General features: G+C 45.0%; 16 protein-coding genes. 10 read left to right on the top strand and 6 right to left on the bottom strand.

Annotated elements, in window-relative coordinates; translation table 11 throughout:
• Positions 1-306: 306 nt before the first annotated feature.
• The 4 genes from BLS64_RS13045 to BLS64_RS13030 form a co-directional block, all read right to left on the bottom strand.
• The gene (locus tag BLS64_RS13045) at positions 307-924 is read right to left on the bottom strand and encodes a deoxynucleoside kinase (protein ID WP_093114129.1); all 618 of its coding nucleotides are present in this window, start codon (positions 922-924) and stop codon (positions 307-309) included.
• A gap of 191 nt (positions 925-1,115) precedes the next feature.
• A complete protein-coding gene (locus tag BLS64_RS13040; RefSeq protein ID WP_093114131.1) occupies positions 1,116-1,484 on the bottom strand; it encodes a DUF6122 family protein in 369 nt (122 codons plus the stop codon).
• A 224-nt stretch (positions 1,485-1,708) separates the two neighbouring features.
• A complete protein-coding gene (locus BLS64_RS13035; protein ID WP_093114133.1) occupies positions 1,709-2,311 on the bottom strand; it encodes an REP-associated tyrosine transposase in 603 nt (200 codons plus the stop codon).
• A gap of 257 nt (positions 2,312-2,568) precedes the next feature.
• A complete protein-coding gene (locus BLS64_RS13030) occupies positions 2,569-5,862 on the bottom strand; it encodes an amidohydrolase family protein (protein WP_093114135.1) in 3,294 nt (1,097 codons plus the stop codon).
• Positions 5,863-6,279: 417 nt separating this feature from the next.
• Here BLS64_RS13030 and BLS64_RS13025 point away from each other — a divergent pair, with 417 nt between their 5' ends.
• The 5 genes from BLS64_RS13025 to BLS64_RS13005 all read left to right on the top strand — a co-directional run bounded on the left by BLS64_RS13025 (position 6,280) and on the right by BLS64_RS13005 (position 9,213).
• A complete protein-coding gene (locus BLS64_RS13025; RefSeq protein ID WP_245693470.1) occupies positions 6,280-6,846 on the top strand; it encodes a DUF4357 domain-containing protein in 567 nt (188 codons plus the stop codon).
• Between the two features lie 63 nt (positions 6,847-6,909).
• Positions 6,910-7,341, top strand: a complete 432-nt coding sequence (locus tag BLS64_RS13020) for a tetratricopeptide repeat protein (RefSeq protein WP_093114136.1) — start codon at positions 6,910-6,912, stop codon at positions 7,339-7,341.
• Positions 7,342-7,416: 75 nt separating this feature from the next.
• Positions 7,417-7,911 (top strand): hypothetical protein, encoded by a 495-nt coding sequence (locus tag BLS64_RS13015; protein WP_093114137.1) that lies wholly within the window; start codon positions 7,417-7,419, stop codon positions 7,909-7,911.
• A gap of 247 nt (positions 7,912-8,158) precedes the next feature.
• Entirely contained in the window at positions 8,159-8,611 is a 453-nt protein-coding gene (locus tag BLS64_RS13010; protein WP_093114139.1) for a nuclear transport factor 2 family protein, read from the top strand.
• A 59-nt stretch (positions 8,612-8,670) separates the two neighbouring features.
• On the top strand, positions 8,671-9,213 hold the full coding sequence (locus BLS64_RS13005) for a GNAT family N-acetyltransferase (protein ID WP_093114140.1): 543 nt from the start codon (positions 8,671-8,673) through the stop codon (positions 9,211-9,213).
• A 197-nt stretch (positions 9,214-9,410) separates the two neighbouring features.
• On the opposite strand, the gene BLS64_RS13000 is transcribed toward BLS64_RS13005, so the two are convergent.
• Positions 9,411-9,776, bottom strand: coding sequence for a hypothetical protein (locus BLS64_RS13000; protein WP_093114141.1), 366 nt, complete (start codon positions 9,774-9,776; stop codon positions 9,411-9,413).
• Between the two features lie 308 nt (positions 9,777-10,084).
• Here BLS64_RS13000 and BLS64_RS12995 point away from each other — a divergent pair, with 308 nt between their 5' ends.
• From BLS64_RS12995 to BLS64_RS12975, 5 genes are all read left to right on the top strand, one after another.
• A complete protein-coding gene (locus tag BLS64_RS12995) occupies positions 10,085-11,626 on the top strand; it encodes a glycosyltransferase family 39 protein (protein WP_093114142.1) in 1,542 nt (513 codons plus the stop codon).
• A 107-nt stretch (positions 11,627-11,733) separates the two neighbouring features.
• Positions 11,734-12,684, top strand: a complete 951-nt coding sequence (locus BLS64_RS12990) for an amidohydrolase family protein (RefSeq protein ID WP_093114143.1) — start codon at positions 11,734-11,736, stop codon at positions 12,682-12,684.
• A gap of 279 nt (positions 12,685-12,963) precedes the next feature.
• The gene (locus BLS64_RS12985) at positions 12,964-13,695 is read left to right on the top strand and encodes a DUF6090 family protein (protein WP_143019323.1); all 732 of its coding nucleotides are present in this window, start codon (positions 12,964-12,966) and stop codon (positions 13,693-13,695) included.
• A gap of 192 nt (positions 13,696-13,887) precedes the next feature.
• The gene (locus BLS64_RS12980; RefSeq protein ID WP_093114146.1) at positions 13,888-14,460 is read left to right on the top strand and encodes a DUF4256 domain-containing protein; all 573 of its coding nucleotides are present in this window, start codon (positions 13,888-13,890) and stop codon (positions 14,458-14,460) included.
• 157 nt (positions 14,461-14,617) lie between these two features.
• Positions 14,618-16,003: a serine hydrolase domain-containing protein gene (locus tag BLS64_RS12975; RefSeq protein WP_093114147.1), complete on the top strand. Its 1,386-nt coding sequence runs from the start codon at positions 14,618-14,620 to the stop codon at positions 16,001-16,003.
• Positions 16,004-16,078: 75 nt separating this feature from the next.
• Here BLS64_RS12975 and BLS64_RS12970 read toward each other — a convergent pair.
• Positions 16,079-16,362: transposase (locus BLS64_RS12970; RefSeq protein WP_143019322.1), on the bottom strand; the 284-nt coding region annotated here is incomplete at its 5' end.

The raw sequence follows: 16,362 nt of genomic DNA, 5'->3' as shown, positions 1-16,362 counted from the left end.
GAAGAGATCCCTCGTTGCCTTCCAGGCTCTGTCGGGCTGACAAATCAGTCACACTAATTACTGCATTGTCAGAGTGAGCTCCGACCTTAGTTGAATTCAAGATTCTTAATTTAAGATTCAAAAGTTTCACTCAACTGTCAGACTGAGCTCCGACCGGAGATCAATTCAAAATTCAGGATACAAGATTCAAGGTTTTTGACTTCTAAGCTTTCCTAAGTAGGGGGAAATCCCGCAACCCGTAGCCCGCAACAGGCAACGCGCAACCGGAAATCTCAAATCTATCGTCTAAGATTTAACCTCTAAAATCTACTTAAACAGCCCGTGCAGTTCCCCATCCACTCGTGTGATGATGTTCCCAAGATCTTCTGGGTTGTCAACAAAGTTGATATTATCCACGTCAATGATGAGCAGGTTTCCTTTGTTGTAGTTATGGATCCAGGCTTCGTACCTTTCGTTCAGGCGACTGAGGTAATCGATGGAAATTGAATTCTCGTAATCACGCCCGCGCTTGTGGATCTGTGAGACCAGGTTAGGGATGCTGCTTCTAAGGTAGATGAGCAGGTCCGGACCTTTCACCACGCTTTCCATGAGATCGAACAGGGATTTGTAGTTTTCGTAGTCGCGGTTGGTCATAAGCCCCATGGCGTGAAGGTTGGGTGCGAAAATGTGCGCATCCTCATAAATTGTGCGGTCTTGAATGATGGACCTTCCGCTTTCCCTGATGTCCAGGATCTGGCGAAATCTGCTGTTCAAAAAGTAGATCTGCAGGTTGAAAGACCAGCGTTCCATTTTATTGTAAAAATCTTCCAGATACGGGTTTTCCAGTACATCTTCGAACTGCGCCTCCCAGTCAAAATGTTTGGCTAATAATTTGGTAAGGGTGGTCTTTCCCGCACCTATGTTTCCCGCAATGGCTACGTGCATAACTCTGTTGATTTTTTGGCTGACTTTACTTGGAATGGGTGAATTTTCACCGAGGTAAATATACAGGAATTAGGCTATCATATGAAAACCGAATTCGTTTTATTTCTGCCGAAAAATCAGGATGAAATCAATTTCAGGTAGACTAAAACCTTCTTTTTTAACCGATTAAGTTTTAATAAGTAAGAATATTCTTAGCGTGAAAAATAGCTGAAAAATTCCGGGATCTCACATTCGCCACATTCCCCGAACATCCACAGACAATCCACAAAATCGGTGAACATGTGGAAGGCCAGGCCTATCAGGATCAGCTTCCAGATCGATCTTTTCAGAAATGCCGCGCCCACAAAGTAAAAAGGGATCACATAAAAGGAATGCAGGTAATGAAAACCTATGCTGCAGCGCCCGGGATGAAAAATGGGGTCTGCCAGCAAATGGTCCAGGTCCACCGCCATGGTCGCCAGCAGGATGAGCCAGTTTCTTTTCCAGTTCTTGCTGTCATACAGGTAAGCGATCAATCCTATGGCGAGGAAGTGGAGGGAGTAATGGACGAGAGTCTGCAAAGGTTAAAATTCAGGATTAAAAATTCCTTATTCAAAATTTTGGCCAAAGATACATTTTTCTGATTCAGAGATTTCTCCTTGCAGGATTTGCGAAGTCAGGAGACTTCGCAGAGCACTTCTTCCGAAGCTGCTGGAAGCTGCGCAAAGTCTCCTGACTTTGCGCTTTAGTATTCAGAATGAAATTCAATCTTCTCAAAGTCTTTGACTTTGTTTTTTTAGATATTTTAATAATTATGATATCTCATAACTGTCCAGCTTTTTAAAACATCTTGTACAGGATTATCAGCTAAATGAACAGACTTCAAAATACCTTTTCCATGTACATAGTTGGATGCACTGGAATACAAATAATCTGATGCCCTAGCTACAAGTCCGGCACGAACAGGATTCAGGTGAATGTAATTCAATTTTGACCACAAAAATTTTTCAGTGTAGATCTCTTCTGCATGATTCCCGTACTGCCATACCTGATAATTCTTATTTCTGTTGTGAGTAAAAGTAGCTTTTTGGAATCGCTCCAGAATCCATTCTCTTCTGCTTTCAGGAGTATTTTTGATAAGATCCAGAATCTTGGTTGCAGTAAATTTTTTAAAATCCCGCAGAAGATTTGATAGCTCACCCTTTTCAGATTGAATTATCAGGTGGATATGGTTGGACATAATGACATATCCGTACAATATCATTCCTTTATTACTGATGCAATATGAAAGACTATCAATAATACAGTCTCGATAATTTTGTCTGCTGAAGATATCGATCCAATCTACTACTGTGGCTGTGAGGAAATGAGCTTTGCTTTGATCTTTGATGGTGTAACCTTCTTTCACAAGAAAATGTTTTACTTAAAGTTAAAGAAAAGAAGGATCGAAATAAAGAGGATTTAAAAGTCAGGAGACTTCATTAAGATATCGTTTACCAGGAGTTTCAGGAGCCGCGAAGTCGGGAGACTTCGCCGAGCAATAGACTTCGCGGAGCAATTACTAGTAGTTTCGCAAAGTCTCCTGACTTTGTGCCTTTAAAAACAAAAGCCGGGACCCATCAGGATCCCGGCTTTTACTCAATTCTCAATACTAACTACTCAATACTAATTATGCGTCGCATGACAGGTGCATCCCGGTGCGGTAAAGCTTTGGGTTTCCTCGTGCCATGGAAAGGCTTCATTGTATTTGGCATTTTCCCAGTAGAACTCACCTCTTTCTTCAGGATGGTTTCCTACCTCGTTCATGGTCTCGGCGTCGAACAGTCGGCCGTTGATCATGGTGTACTGTATGCTTTCGGAATTGCGGATGTCCTCCAGCGGATTCTCCTCCAGCACTAAAAGATCGGCCAGTTTTCCTTCTTCGAGGGAGCCTATCTCGGTTTCCATTCCAAGGTAGTTAGCCCCGTTGATGGTCGCGGCCTGCAGGGCTTCCATGTTGGTCATGCCTCCCATTTGCAGCAACCATAGCTCCCAGTGAGCCCCAAGCCCCTGCAGCTGTCCGTGGGCGCCAAGGTTCACCTTCACGCCTTCATCGGTAAGGGCTTTCGCGGTTCTCGAAACCAGCACAGGCCCGTTATCATACTCCTCTTCCGGCAGCATGGTGCGGTGTCTTGAACGGGAATCCACTATGGCGCGCGGAGTGAAGTTCAGCAGCCTTTCGTTCTCCCAAACCTTGTCCTTTTCATAAAAGTAGTATTCCCCGTTGATCCCGCCGTAGTTTACGATGAGGGTAGGGGTGTAGCCGGTAGAGCTGTTGCTCCACAGGGTCTTGATATCCTTGTACACAGGAGCCACCGGAATATTGTGCTCGATTCCTGTATGTCCGTCCACGATCATGCTCATGTTATGGAAAAAGGTACTTCCGCCTTCGGGTACCACGTTCATGTCTAGTTCTTTGGCGGCCTGCATCACCTGCTGACGCTGCTCACGGCGCGGCTGGTTGTAACTCTTTACGGAATTCGCTCCGAAAGCCTTGGTTCTTCTCAAGGCCGACTTCGCGTCTTCCAGGCTGTTTATTTCCGCCTTGAAATCCCCTTCGGCCCCGTACAGGATGATCCCGGTAGAGAACAATCTCGGACCAACCATTTCTCCGCTCTTGATGAGTTCAGACATTCCGAAGACGGTCTCGCTCAAAGCTGAAGGATCATGGGCGGTAGTTACTCCAAAAGCCAGGTTGGCATACGCCGGCCAGTGCTTCTGAGGAGTGAGTCCGTATCTAAAAGCGCCAATGTGCGCATGCGCATCCACGATCCCCGGCATGATGGTTTTTCCGGAAGCGTCGATGACTTTTGCGTTTTTGGGAACATCCACTTCATTAGCTGCTCCCACGGCAACAATCCTGTTCTCTTTCACCACCACGGTTCCGTTCTCGATCACCTCGTCGCCGTTCATGGTGATAAGGCGGGCGTTGGTGAAGGCGATGCTTCCTTCAGGTTTGTCAGCCTCCAGTTTCAAGCCCACTTTGATCCCTTTTTCGGAGATAGGGGCGATGGAGTCTGGTGAGTTCTTCAAAAAGGTGAATTTCTCGGCCACTTTATTGGTGAAATATTCTTCCCCTAAGGTCCAGTGCACGTTTTTGCTGTCTTTAGACCAGTGCAGGCTCATCCCTGCATCTTTGGTGATCTGCGTCACCGGGAAAGCCTTGGTCTTGTCATCCAGATCAATGGTCTGCCCCGTCATCACGAAAGGCGCGATATATCCCTGGTGCAGGTTGGTGAAGGCGATCCACTTATTGTCCGGACTCGGCACCAGGCGGTTCGCGTGTTTCGACTTGATGTGGGTGCGTTCATCGTGCCCGTTGAGGTCAACACTTTTCAGGTTTTTGGTAAGGCTCCCGAAGAACATCCCCCCGGTCTGGTACAGGATGCGGTCATCGTTTTTGCTGAACATGGGGAAGTCGCCTTCTTTGGTAAGTTTCTTGACATTCTCTCCCGAAGCGCTCATGGTGTAGATCCCCGGCTCCTTTGAAAAGCTCTGTCCCTGGTCTGAATTTCCTTTTTCCTTCACATACACGATCTTGTCGCCGCTGTTAGAGAAAGCCGGATTCCTGTAAATGCCTTTTTCAAAGGTCAGCGTCTGCGGATTCCTGCCGTTCAGGCTCACTTTCCTGATGCTTCCCAGGTCCTGGTCGTCCCAGGTCACGTACACGATCTCTTTCCCGTCAGGTGAAAAAGCAGGTTCGAATTCGAAATTCTTGTCTTTGCTGATCCTTTCAGGCTTCCCGTTGGGAAGGCTCTTTTTGTAGAGGTAACCAACAGCGTTGAACACAAGCGTCTTCCCGTCAGGTGAAGTCACCGCGTGACGGATCACTTTCGGATTGAACTCTTCGGAAAATACTTCGGTCTTCGCACGATGAGTTTCGGCTATTTGAATGTTGTTCTCTACGGAAAAAGGAATGACTTCGGAAGTGAAGTCTTTGGTATCGATCTTCCTGATCTTGCCTTCGCTCCAGATGACGATGTCCTTGTTGTTCGGCATCCAGCTGAAGCCGGGATATACTCCGAAGATGGCCCAGGCTTCCTGCTGATCTTTGCTCAGCTGGTCGTACACCGGCCATTCCTCGCCGGTCTCCAGGTCGTGTACGTACAGAACCGACTTGGTCCTGATCCTTTTTACGAAAGCTAATTTCTTTCCGTCAGGAGAGATCTGCGGACGTGCCGCCCCGCCGGGACCACCGGTGATGGTTTGGTTTTCTCCGGTCTGCAGGTCGTAACGCTTGATCACGTAGATCTGCTTGTTAGGGTCTTTGTTGTATTGGAAGTACCCGCCAGGGTACATGTCTTCGCTGTAGTACAGGTAACGCCCGTCGGGAGAGACAGCAGGTTCGTTCACGTCCTGCTGGTCGTTCTTTCTCTCGGTAAGCTGCAAGCCGCCTTTTCCTGCTATGTGGTACTGCCACATCTCGCCGGCTCCAAGGGAGCGGCCGCTGGTAAAGTGCTTTCGGGCAATGATGGAATTCCCGTCAGCCGTCCACTCGGCGTTGTTAAGCAGGCGGAAGTTCTCTTCTGTGATCTGTTTGGCGTCAGAGCCGTCGGGGTTCATCACCCAGATGTTGTCGCCGCCGCCGGCGTCGCTGGTAAAGGAGATCTTTGTACCGTCAGGGCTGAAGCGCGGCTGCACCTCGTAGGCCATCCCGCTGCGAAGCGCCGTGGCTTTTCCGCCTTTTGCAGGCATGATGTAGATGTCTCCCAAAAGGTCGAATACGATCTTTGACCCATCAGGGCTCACGTCCAGGTTCATCCAGGTACCTTCATCGGTCTTGAGGGGAACTTCGTTGATGTTCCAGTCATCGGTATAGGGGTCTGAAACATCCCATTTGTCTTTCTTTTCTTTTTCCTGCGCGAACAGGGCAGAGGTGGCCATTAAGAGCATTAATGCCAGCAGGTTTCTACAGCTCATAGATGTTAAAATTTTAAGAGCGCTAAATATAGGGAATTTTTGAGGTTTCTTGCTAAGTAGCTGTAAGGGAAGAGGTGGGTTTAAAAAGTTTCTTTTTGAGGAAGCTGTTTTGTAGGAAAATTATGTTATTTTTAACAAATTTCCCTGTATTTAAAAAACAAATATGAAGAACTTCGGTAAGACTATAAAAATATTTTTGGTGGACGGGGAGCCAAATGGCCGGATGACCTGTGAATTATCGAATTGGACTGGAAAGGCACTAAAGATTCCACGGAAAAAAATCAAAGAGTCTTCAGATCGGTCGGAACTGGAAAATACCGGCATTTATATTCTCATTGGAAAGTCTGATAAATCAGAGAACAAAGAACTTGCCAGCATCTTTCCCAAAAAGACTTCTGGAATGAAGCTTTGGTTTTTGTGAGCAAAGATGAAAACCTGAACAAAGCCCATATTAAATATCTAGAAAGCAGGTTGCACGAAATTGCAGTAAAAGTAAATCGTTACGATCTGGAAAATGGCAATGTTCCACCACGGTCTACAATTTCAGAATCTGACCAGGCAGAGATGGAAGAATTTCTGGAGAATATTCGGCTGCTGGTAAACGCATTGGGATATAAAATTTTTGAAGAGCTGAGAAAAGACCAAACTGTTGAAGAACAAATTAACAACACCTTTTACATTAACGCCGCAAGAGGAGCGAACGCAAAAGGACAAATGACCAATGAAGGTTTCGTGGTTTTAAAAGATTCAGAAATAGCAAGTACTATTACCAACTCTTTTCCTCAGAATTGGGTAAAATTTAGGCAAAGCTTAATTGACGATAACATTATTGTTGAGGTAAATAATAAATTCGTTTTAATAGAAGATCATTTGTTTTCCAGCCCGTCCGCAGCAGCTGCCATTGTTATGGGAAGGAGTGCCAACGGTTTGACTGAGTGGAAACTTAAAGACGGTCGCATTTTAAAAGCGGTGGAATCTAATTAAAAATCTGGCTCCGCAAAGTCTCCTGACTTTGCATTTTCGAACCTTGAAACCAAAACTTAACCCATGAAAAAAACATTACTTCTGTTGCTATTCTGTTGTTTTGCCCTGCCGGGTGTTTCCCAGGAAACCAGCTTCGACCAGTACATAGAAAAAGGGATCGCCCTGCATGATGCCGGGAATTTCGAGAACGCCATAAAAGAATATGAAAAAGCCCTGGAGCTCGAACCAAATTCCGGCACGGCCCATTACGAGATCGCCTATTCCTATTTTTTAAAAGGAGATTACAAAAGCGCGGTCAAGTACAGCGAAAAGGCCATTGACCTGGAAACAGATAACCAGTTGCTGAACTACGTCATGCTTGGCAATGCCTTAGACATGCTAGGGAAACGAAAAAAGGCTATTAAAGTCTATGAAGAGGCGATGAAGGAGTTTGATCACTACCTGCTTAGTTACAATTATGCGCTAACCTGCCTGAAAGTTGATAAGGTCGATTAGGCTTACGAAGCCATCTTAAAGGCCATCGATCATAATCCTTCTCATGGGAGCAGTCACCTGCTGTTAAGTGAGATTATGGATATTAAAGGCGAAAGGATCAAAGCCATGCTTCCGTTGTATTATTTTCTGCTGTTAGAGCCGAATTCAGAAAGATCTGTAACTGAATATGAAAGGTTAAAATCTTATATGGATCTTGGGGTAGAACGCACCTCGCCAACCAACATAAATGTATCACTCGACCTAAGTGCAGATTCAGATTTTGGAGCTGCGGAAATGATGCTTAGTCTGAATAAGGCTGCCAGCACGATACCGGAAAACGAAGATAAAAGTGAACTGGAACGATTTACCGAAACCAATAGATCGGTATTTGGAATCTTAGGAGATATGAAAGGAGATAATAAAGGTTTCTGGTGGGAATTCTATGTGCCTATGTTCGCTGATTTCGCAGAGGCCGACCTGGTTGAGCCTTTCAGCTACTATATATCCACTTCGCAGGGGGAAGAGGCTGCAACCTGGCTTGCTGAAAATGAAGAGGATTTCAACAGGTTCCAGAAATGGTTTGAAAAATAGAACCCCTCCTAAGAATTATAATTTTAAACTCATCTCATGTTTTTAATCCCCGCTCCGAAAAGTCTCCTAACTTTGCGTCTGCTTCCAGTAGCCTTTGTTCTCCATACATTTTTTTGCTCACTCCGTTTCACAAAAAAGCACCCGCCTTCCGGCAGACAGACTCGAACTGTCGGCTTGAGTTAGTATTAGGCATCAGATTTTTTTACTACTTTAGAAATTCCGACTTTTTAACCCCAAAACATTTCCCATGAAAAGAAGCTTTCAAATTCTTGTCCTGTTTCTTACAACTGTGGCGCTTGGCCAGGATACAGTAAGCAGCAAAGAAGAACAGATTAAAGATCTTATCAGCAATTCTTTTCAGGAGATATTTTCAGATCTCGATGCCAGGGCGCTCGATGTCTACTGCACCGAAGATTTCCTGCTTCTGGAGACAGGTGAGGTTTGGGATATGGAAAAGATGCGGAATTATCTAAGAAGTGCAGGGAAACAAGACACAGAGGTGAAACGAATAAATTCCTTTGACTTTATAGAGGTGAAAATTTCAGGAAACATGGCCTGGGTAGCCTATTTCAATAAAGCAGAATTCAGAAAGGATGGAGAGGTGATGAAGGAGATGAATTGGGTGGAAAGTGCCACGGCCCTTCTTACTGAAGAAGGATGGAAACTGCAGCTGCTCCATTCTACAGTGGCGAAAAAGTAAAATATTCCCCGCTCCGCAAAGTCCCTGACTTTGCGGCTATTTAAGAAATCTAAAATTTTATGCCTGAACATAACTACCTTTTCACCTCGCAAAGACTTGGCTTCAGATCCTGGACACATGATGACCTGGACCAATTCGCTGCCATGAACGCAGATGAAGAGGTGATGAAACATTTTCCGAAGCCCTTAAGCAGGGAAGAGTCGGCAGAATTCCTTGACCGTTTGTTCAAACATTATGCGAAGCACGGCTACTGCTACTTTGCTGCTGAGGTTTTGGAAAGCAGAGAGTTTATTGGCTTCATAGGCCTGGCTTTCCAGTCCTATGCAGCTCCTTTCACTCCCGCCACAGATATTGGCTGGCGGCTTAAAAGAAGCGCCTGGGGAAAAGGCTATGCCACCGAAGGCGCGAAAAGGTGCCTGCAATTCGCTTTTGAAGACCTGCAGCTGGAGAAGGTGATCTCCACCTGCCCAAAACAAAACCACAGGTCAGAACTGGTCATGCAAAAGATCGGGATGAAGAAGGCAAGCGAATTCGACCATCCTAAACTGCAGGATTCTCCCGAACTGCAGAAGTGCGTAGTGTATGAGATCGAAAAGGAGTAAATGCCTTCGTAAAGATCCTCTGCTTGGCAAAGTCACCCGACTTTGCGGCTGCTTCAGCAATCTGAATTTGAAAGACCTTCACTCTTGAGAGCTTTTTTGCTTGTATAAATAGAAAAATGCGGGGCTAATGAAGTTGTTACTTCAGTTCCCCGCATAAATTCTCAAAATTAAATTGTTCTTATTAAACTCCGGTTGGTTCATTCGTAGTATTCGACTGTCCAGTCCCCTGTGAACCTATCAACCGATCCTTTGGTTCTAAACGTGAAGGTATAAGAGTCCTGGTGAGCATAAAGAAGATTACCTCCGTAATCTGTCGTGCCGTTTGAAAAACGGATTTTATCAAAGTTGACCATTACCTTTTTGTTTCGGGTATTATAGGCCTTTATTTGTAATTCGGTGTTCTTTTGCCCGTCATAAGATTCATACCAACCGAATCTGTACTGAAGATCTATACCGTCTTTACTGTCTAGTGGAGCCCAATTGTTCCAATTCGTCTGCGCGAATGAAGTGGCCGCAGTAATAAAGAAAAGAACAGTAACTAGCAGAGTATTTCTTTTTTTCATAAATAATTAAATTTTAGTTAATTAGTTCAACCAAATCTATATTAAACCCTTTTCCGGTTCAATACCTTTAAAGGGGGATTTTCCTGATGCCTCTGAAACTCTGCTGCAACCTTATAACAGCATCTTTGCTTCCCTTCGGTTCGCTCTGGATGACAATCGGGTTTCGCAAAATCACCTGTCTGCCGCCAGGCAGGCTCGAATTGACGGCTACAATTTGTCACTCTGTATGACGACTTTAAATTGTTGAAGAAAATCATCTATCTTTATTTCTTATAAAAACGGGCAGCAGAAAGCACTGCCTTTGTGGAATGAGCAACTCGATTCGCAACAAGCTTGTCCTGACAGGGTTCCTTGCCCTGAAGTTTGTACTTCAGTATTCACTTATCGCTCCGGAATATGAACTGCACCGGGACGAATTTCTCCATCTCGACCTGGGAAAACATCTGGCCTGGGGATATCAGTCTGTGCCGCCGTTCATCTCCTGGACCTCAAGTTTGATCGATATGCTGGGAAATTCAGTTTTCTGGGTAAAGTTCTTTCCGGCCCTCTTTGGAGCTCTCACCATTCTGGTGGTATGGAAAACGATCAGGGCACTGGGAGGGAACCTCTTCGCCCTCAGCCTTGGTGCTGCCGCAGTGTTATTTTCGGCGCTTTTGAGGATGAATACGCTCTACCAGCCCAATTCTTTTGACGTGTTGTGCTGGGCATCTTTCTATTTTGTCATTATTAAATACTTCCAGGATAAAAGGCCAAAATGGCTTTTTGCAGCAGCCGCTGTTTTTGCTCTGGGCTTTCTCAATAAGTACAATATTGTTTTTTTACTGCTGGGTTTGTTTCCCGCCATTCTGCTTACCCCGCACCGAAAAATGTTTATGAGAAAAGAGTTTTATTGGGCCCTTCTATTGGGCACGGTTCTCATTCTTTCCAATCTTTTATGGCAGTATACTAATGACTTTCCGGTAGTGCATCATTTAAAGGAACTTTCAGAAAATCAGTTGAACAATGTCAACAGATGGGATTTTCTACGATCCCAACTGCTATTCTTTGCCGGAGGAGTTTTCGTGATCATTGCAGGTCTTTACGCTTTGATCGCCTGGAAAGCATTTGACAAGTACCGGGCATTCCTGTGGGCTTTTGTCTTTACCCTGGTCATCTTCTTGATCTTTAAGGCAAAAGATTATTACGCCATGGGGCTATACCCCGTTTACATAACTTTTGGTGCGGTATACCTGGAACAGCTGCTGGTATCAGGTCAAAAAAGATATATGCGGCCGGCCGCTTTGCTTTTTCCGGTGCTGCTTTTTCTTCCTTTATATGATGTCGCTTTTCCGAACAGGCATCCGCAGGAAATAGCCGCCCATCCTGAAAAATATGAAAAGCTGGGATTGCTTCGCTGGGAAGATGGACAGGATCACCGGTTGCCCCAGGATTTTGCCGACATGCTGGGGTGGAAGGAACTGGCTAAAAAAGTCGATTCCGTTTACAATGGCCTTTCAAATCCTGAACAGACGCTGGTCATTACGGATAATTACGGGCAGGCCGGGGCAATAAATTTTTATACAGAACAGGATCTGAAAGCGGTTTCCTTTAATGCCGATTATGTGAACTGGTTCGATCTTGAGCGGCCGTATCTCAATCTTATCAGGGTAAAAATCTATACTGAAGAGGAGGAGGAATTGAACACTGTTGGTCCTTTTTTTGATTCCGCGGAACTGGCCGATTCTATTGAGAATCCTTTTTCCAGGGAATACAGAACACGCATCTTTGTCTTCAGCGGGGCCAGGGTCGATCTGAATGAAAAAGTTAAGGAGTTTCTTCAAAAAGAACCGGCATATCGGGGAAAAGATTAATTCCCTCCGGAAAAAGGTTTCTAGGAAAGCACTGCCTTTTTTCTGTTTATTTCATATTTAAAATATTGATTTTCAGTAACTTTACAGGTGTTTAAAATCCTTTTGCTATGAAAACCGATCTCTTCTTACTGGGGTTTCTGGCAATTTTTACGCTTCATTCCGGAAACGTACTAGGGCAGGACACCTCTCAGGTTGAAACTTCGGAAAAATATTCCGGCCCCATCATAGATATGCACATGCACACCGGACTTCCCCATGAGGTACCGCCGGGGATCCCTTCCCTTTGCCGACCAGCACCCTGTGAAGGCGACGGTAGGGCAATCGTAAACTCAGGTGAGCTCCTGAACCGTACCATTGAAAAAATGGACAGCCTTAATATTGAAAAAGCTTTTTTGAGTGGGGTTGATTGGGCAGCCGTGCAGGAATGGAAGAGGTCTGCTCCAGATCGTTTTATTGCATCCCCTTTTATTCTGGAACCGGGGGAGGCTCACCTTAAGAAACTGAAGCAGGAATACGAACAGGATAGATTTACCGCAATGGGAGAAATTGGGGTGCAGCTAAGTGGGATTGCTCCCAATGATCCTGCGATGGATCCTTATTTTAAACTGGCTGAAGAACGTGACCTTCCGGTACTTATTCACACTTTGGGAATTGGGCCTTACACACCTCATTTTAGGTCGGCTGCCGGTAATCCTTTACTGCTGGAAGATGTGCTTAAAAAATATCCGAAGCTGAGGTTGTTCGTTGAAAATGCCGGCTATCCCTATGCTGAAGAAATGATCGCCATGATGTATCAGTATCCGCAGCTATATGCAGATGTGTCTACCATCACCTGGGTGATCCCGCGTGCAGCCTTTTATGATCACCTGGAAAAATTTGTACGCGCCGGGCTCGGCAAAAGGATCTTGTTTGGCTCAGACCAAATGGTCTGGCCCGACAAGATCGGTGCTGCAGTAGAAGCCATTCAGCAGGCACCGTTTTTGTCCGCAGAGCAAAAACAGGATATCTTCTATAATAATGCCGCACGTTTTCTTAGGCTGAAGAGTGCTGAAAAATAAACAACAGATAAACATTCCAGGAACTAACAGCAATGCTGCTTAAAAATGTTTCCGGTCGAAAACTCCTTGCCGTCAGTTCGAGTGATCCCGGCGTAGGAGGGATCGTATCGAGAACAGAGGCGAAAATAGAAGCCCGTCGTTCCCTATAGATTTCATTCACCTTATCCAATATAATAGTGAAACCGATCTATTGGCTTGGGGAAGTGCATTTTAGCAAGATCTACGATTTTATTTATCTTTAAGAAAGCTGTAGAGAAAATCGCTAATAATGTGACACTTATGAAGATCTTCAGAAGAGTTAGAAAGCACTTACTTAAGAACAAAAGGATCAGAAATTATTTTTTCTACGCTATAGGAGAGATCATCCTGGTGGTAGTTGGGATCCTGCTGGCTTTGCAGATAAATACCTGGAACGAGAACCGGAAGAAGGAAAGGCTTCGGGATAATTACGTGAAGGCCCTGGTAACCGATCTTAAGGAGGATGTTTCTGCGCTAAGGCACAGGCTGGACTATGAGGAAGAAAAGCTGGCGGAGCTAACAGCTTTTCAGAAAAGATTATCGCATCCAGATGCTACGGTAGATACTCTGGTCAAGATCGCCCGCTATGAACTTGATCCTTATATCCAACCCAATTTCAGTTTCAGCAACAGCACCTACACTGCCCTAATAGCTACAGGAGATATCGATCTACTCGACCGGGAGCTGACCGAGTCCCTGAATGAGCTGAACAAATATCAAAAGGAGACGAACCAGACCATGGAATGGGCGTCTCAACTTTACCAGACGTATATTGGAGCTTATTCTATGAATTATAGCATGAACCTTCCCACTACTACTATAAAAAAGGGTTCTCTAAGCAAGGATATCTGGCAGAACTCTAAACCAAAGGAATTGGCTGCTCAATTCAACGGAGTCACAGGCCTTAAGACCAATCAACATATAGTTTCCACAAATAGCCTAACAGAAGTGCTAGAGCTAACCCGGGAGATCCTGGAAGAAGTGGAGGAGTAGACCTGTCGGAATCTACAGGCAGGCTCGAACAGATGGGATTGTTCCTTGAAAAGAAAAGGTCTTCTGCCGAAAGAGCCGATCTGCCGTCAGTTCGGGTGGCTTTTCAGCCCGCACCGCAGGTGAAAAGGTGAATCGAGAACAGAGGCAAACTTCTCATTTTTCACTATTTTTAAAGAAGCAAAATTCTTCCCTATGGCTACATCTGCTAGAAAGAAGCTTTCTCCCTCAGTGCTCGACGAACTATCTGAAAAGTTAGAAACACGATTCGAGAAAAACAAAGACCGACACAAAAGCCTGGAATGGGAGCGGGTCGCTGCCCGGCTACTGGAGGCTGCACCCGAAAAACTGTGGGCACTCAACGAGATGGAGAGGACGGGCGGAGAACCCGATGTGGTGAAGTGGGATGAGAAGACCGGGGAGCTGGTCTTTTTTGACTGTGCTGCTGAAAGTCCTAAGGGGCGGCGAAGCCTGTGCTATGACCGGAAGGCCCTGGAGTCGAGAAAGAAGTTCAAACCAAAACACAGCGCTGTAGAAATGGCTGAAGAAATGGGCGTGGAGCTGCTGACAGAGGAGCAATACAAGCAACTGCAGCAGCTTGGTAAATTTGATACAAAAACTTCCAGCTGGTTAGAAACTCCTGCAGGTATCAGAAAACTGGGCGGGGCCATCTTCGGGGATCGGCGCTTCGGAAGGGTGTTCATTTACCATAACGGAGCAGAATCTTATTATGCGGCGAGAGGATTCAGAGCTTCGCTGAAGATTTAATTCAAGATCATAGGGTGAAAATTCCAATTTTTTACCTGCCGTAGCGAATTGAAGGCAGACTTACCTTAGATTACAGATTTCGAAACATCCAAGTTGTTATTCCGCATTTTGTAACAGATTTTGGGGTAGTTCGTCTTTAAAGTATAACCAACAACTTATGAAGACTTTAAGCACATTTATCCTTCTTTTATTCAGCAATTTTTTGATCGCCCAGCATTCAACATCACTCACAAAAGCTGAGCTCCTTGATTCTTTACTACAGGAGTCGCACAGGCGCGGAATATTTAATGGCAATGCTTTGGTGGCCGAAAACGGGAAGGTGATCTATCACCGGGCAGTCGGTCAGGCAGATGCTTCCGGCAACAAGCCTCTTAATACGGAAGCGAGATTTAACATAGGTTCGGTTTCAAAAGAATTTGACGGTACCGGAATTATGATCCTCAAGGAGGAGGGGAGGCTTTCTCTTGATGACCGGCTGAGCGCTTTTTTTCCGCAGTTACCGGAATGGGCAGATGCCATAAGCGTGAAGAATTTGCTGCAATATAGCAGCGGGATCCCCAATCCTGATTATAATAATGTACGTACCGATGCAGAGGTTTGGCAGTATTTAAAAGGGCTGAGAGAGCTGAAATTTGATCCTGGAAGTGAATACGTTTACAATAATACAAATGTTTTTCTGCGGAAGCGGATCATAGAAAAAGTTTCAGGAATGAGCTATGCGGCCTTTGTTGAGACAAGGATGCTGCGGCCCTGCGGAATGAGAAATACAGTCATTGACCCTTCCGAAGAAACTCCGCGTTTCACCCGCTCTTTTGATGAAGCCTTTGTACAGGATGACCTGGATACCTACATGAGCGGATGGATAGCTACGACCACTGAAGACTTGTTTAAATGGGTGAAATGCCTTAATTCGGGAAAGCTCATAAGCAGTGAAAGCCTGGCAGAACTTTCGGAAAGTTTAAATCCTTCTGTACAGTCTCCTCTGGGACATAGTGTTTATGATAAAGGTAACCTGCAGATTCGCTATCACCACGGGCAGAGCGATAATTTTGAAGCCCTGATGGCCTGGATCCCTGATCCCGGGTATACCATCATTTTGCTGACCAACAACAGGTGCAACGAACTGGGAGATCACATCAATGCCATAGATGCCATTTTGAGAGGAAATGAATTCCAGATCCCTAAAAGGTCCATAGAACTCAGTCTGCGGGCAAAGATCTTCCATGAAGGATATGATTCAGGAATCGATTTTCTGAAAGAGATCAGGAAAAACCAGTCTGATATTTTCAATTTTGAGCAGGAGGAAGAAGAACTGCTTGAAACCGGCGAATGGCTGTTGCAGATGGACAGGCAGGAAGAGGGAATGAAAATATTTGAGTACACGGCAGCAAGATTTCCCAATTCTGTACGGGCTTATCTTGAATTGGCCAAAGCGCATGAAGATGCAGGCCATGATCAAATGGCATTAAAAAATTACCGAAAGGTACAGGAGCTTGAACCGGAGAATGAATTGGCTGCAGAAAAACTGCAGCAACTGGAATAATACTTTGAGTTGTCAGTTCGAGCCTGCCTGTATCCTATGGTTAAAGCAAATTATTTATTATAGTTTTTTTTATTTTCAGGAGGCAAATTTCATTGTATTGACATAAGGAGTTCCTCTCTTAATGACAGCAAAGGCTCGCGCTAATAACTTGTTCCTGATGATGTTAATTGTACTCATTTTATTTTTTCCCATTTGCACTCTTCTCTCATAAAAAGTCTTTATCTCCGGATTGTATTGGATTGCTGTTGTTGCGCATAAACTCAATAAAGTCTTGCCTTCCTTTTGAGCTAAGCGACTAACTTTTGTTTTTCCCCTAATACTTGTACCAGATTGATGAGGAAAAGGAGCAATTCCACAAT

It is taken from the genome of Salinimicrobium catena (assembly GCF_900102915.1).
Classification (GTDB): Bacteria; Bacteroidota; Bacteroidia; order Flavobacteriales; family Flavobacteriaceae; genus Salinimicrobium; species Salinimicrobium catena.
Note: the sequence above shows the minus strand (reverse complement) of the source record. Positions and strands in the feature narration are given on the sequence as shown.

Excerpts from the sequence above, each read along its gene's own strand:
- BLS64_RS13010 (WP_093114139.1), top strand. The coding sequence starts at position 8,159 with ATGAAAAGAAGCTTTCAAATTCTTGTCCTGTTTCTTACAACTGTGGCG.
- BLS64_RS13020 (WP_093114136.1), top strand. The coding sequence starts at position 6,910 with ATGAAAAAAACATTACTTCTGTTGCTATTCTGTTGTTTTGCCCTGCCG.
- BLS64_RS13000 (WP_093114141.1), bottom strand. The coding sequence starts at position 9,776 with ATGAAAAAAAGAAATACTCTGCTAGTTACTGTTCTTTTCTTTATTACT.
- BLS64_RS13045 (WP_093114129.1), bottom strand. The coding sequence starts at position 924 with ATGCACGTAGCCATTGCGGGAAACATAGGTGCGGGAAAGACCACCCTT.
- BLS64_RS12985 (WP_143019323.1), top strand. The coding sequence starts at position 12,964 with ATGAAGATCTTCAGAAGAGTTAGAAAGCACTTACTTAAGAACAAAAGG.
- BLS64_RS13030 (WP_093114135.1), bottom strand. The coding sequence starts at position 5,862 with ATGAGCTGTAGAAACCTGCTGGCATTAATGCTCTTAATGGCCACCTCT.
- BLS64_RS12990 (WP_093114143.1), top strand. The coding sequence starts at position 11,734 with ATGAAAACCGATCTCTTCTTACTGGGGTTTCTGGCAATTTTTACGCTT.
- BLS64_RS12980 (WP_093114146.1), top strand. The coding sequence starts at position 13,888 with ATGGCTACATCTGCTAGAAAGAAGCTTTCTCCCTCAGTGCTCGACGAA.
- BLS64_RS12995 (WP_093114142.1), top strand. The coding sequence starts at position 10,085 with ATGAGCAACTCGATTCGCAACAAGCTTGTCCTGACAGGGTTCCTTGCC.
- BLS64_RS12975 (WP_093114147.1), top strand. The coding sequence starts at position 14,618 with ATGAAGACTTTAAGCACATTTATCCTTCTTTTATTCAGCAATTTTTTG.
- BLS64_RS13015 (WP_093114137.1), top strand. The coding sequence starts at position 7,417 with ATGGATATTAAAGGCGAAAGGATCAAAGCCATGCTTCCGTTGTATTAT.
- BLS64_RS13005 (WP_093114140.1), top strand. The coding sequence starts at position 8,671 with ATGCCTGAACATAACTACCTTTTCACCTCGCAAAGACTTGGCTTCAGA.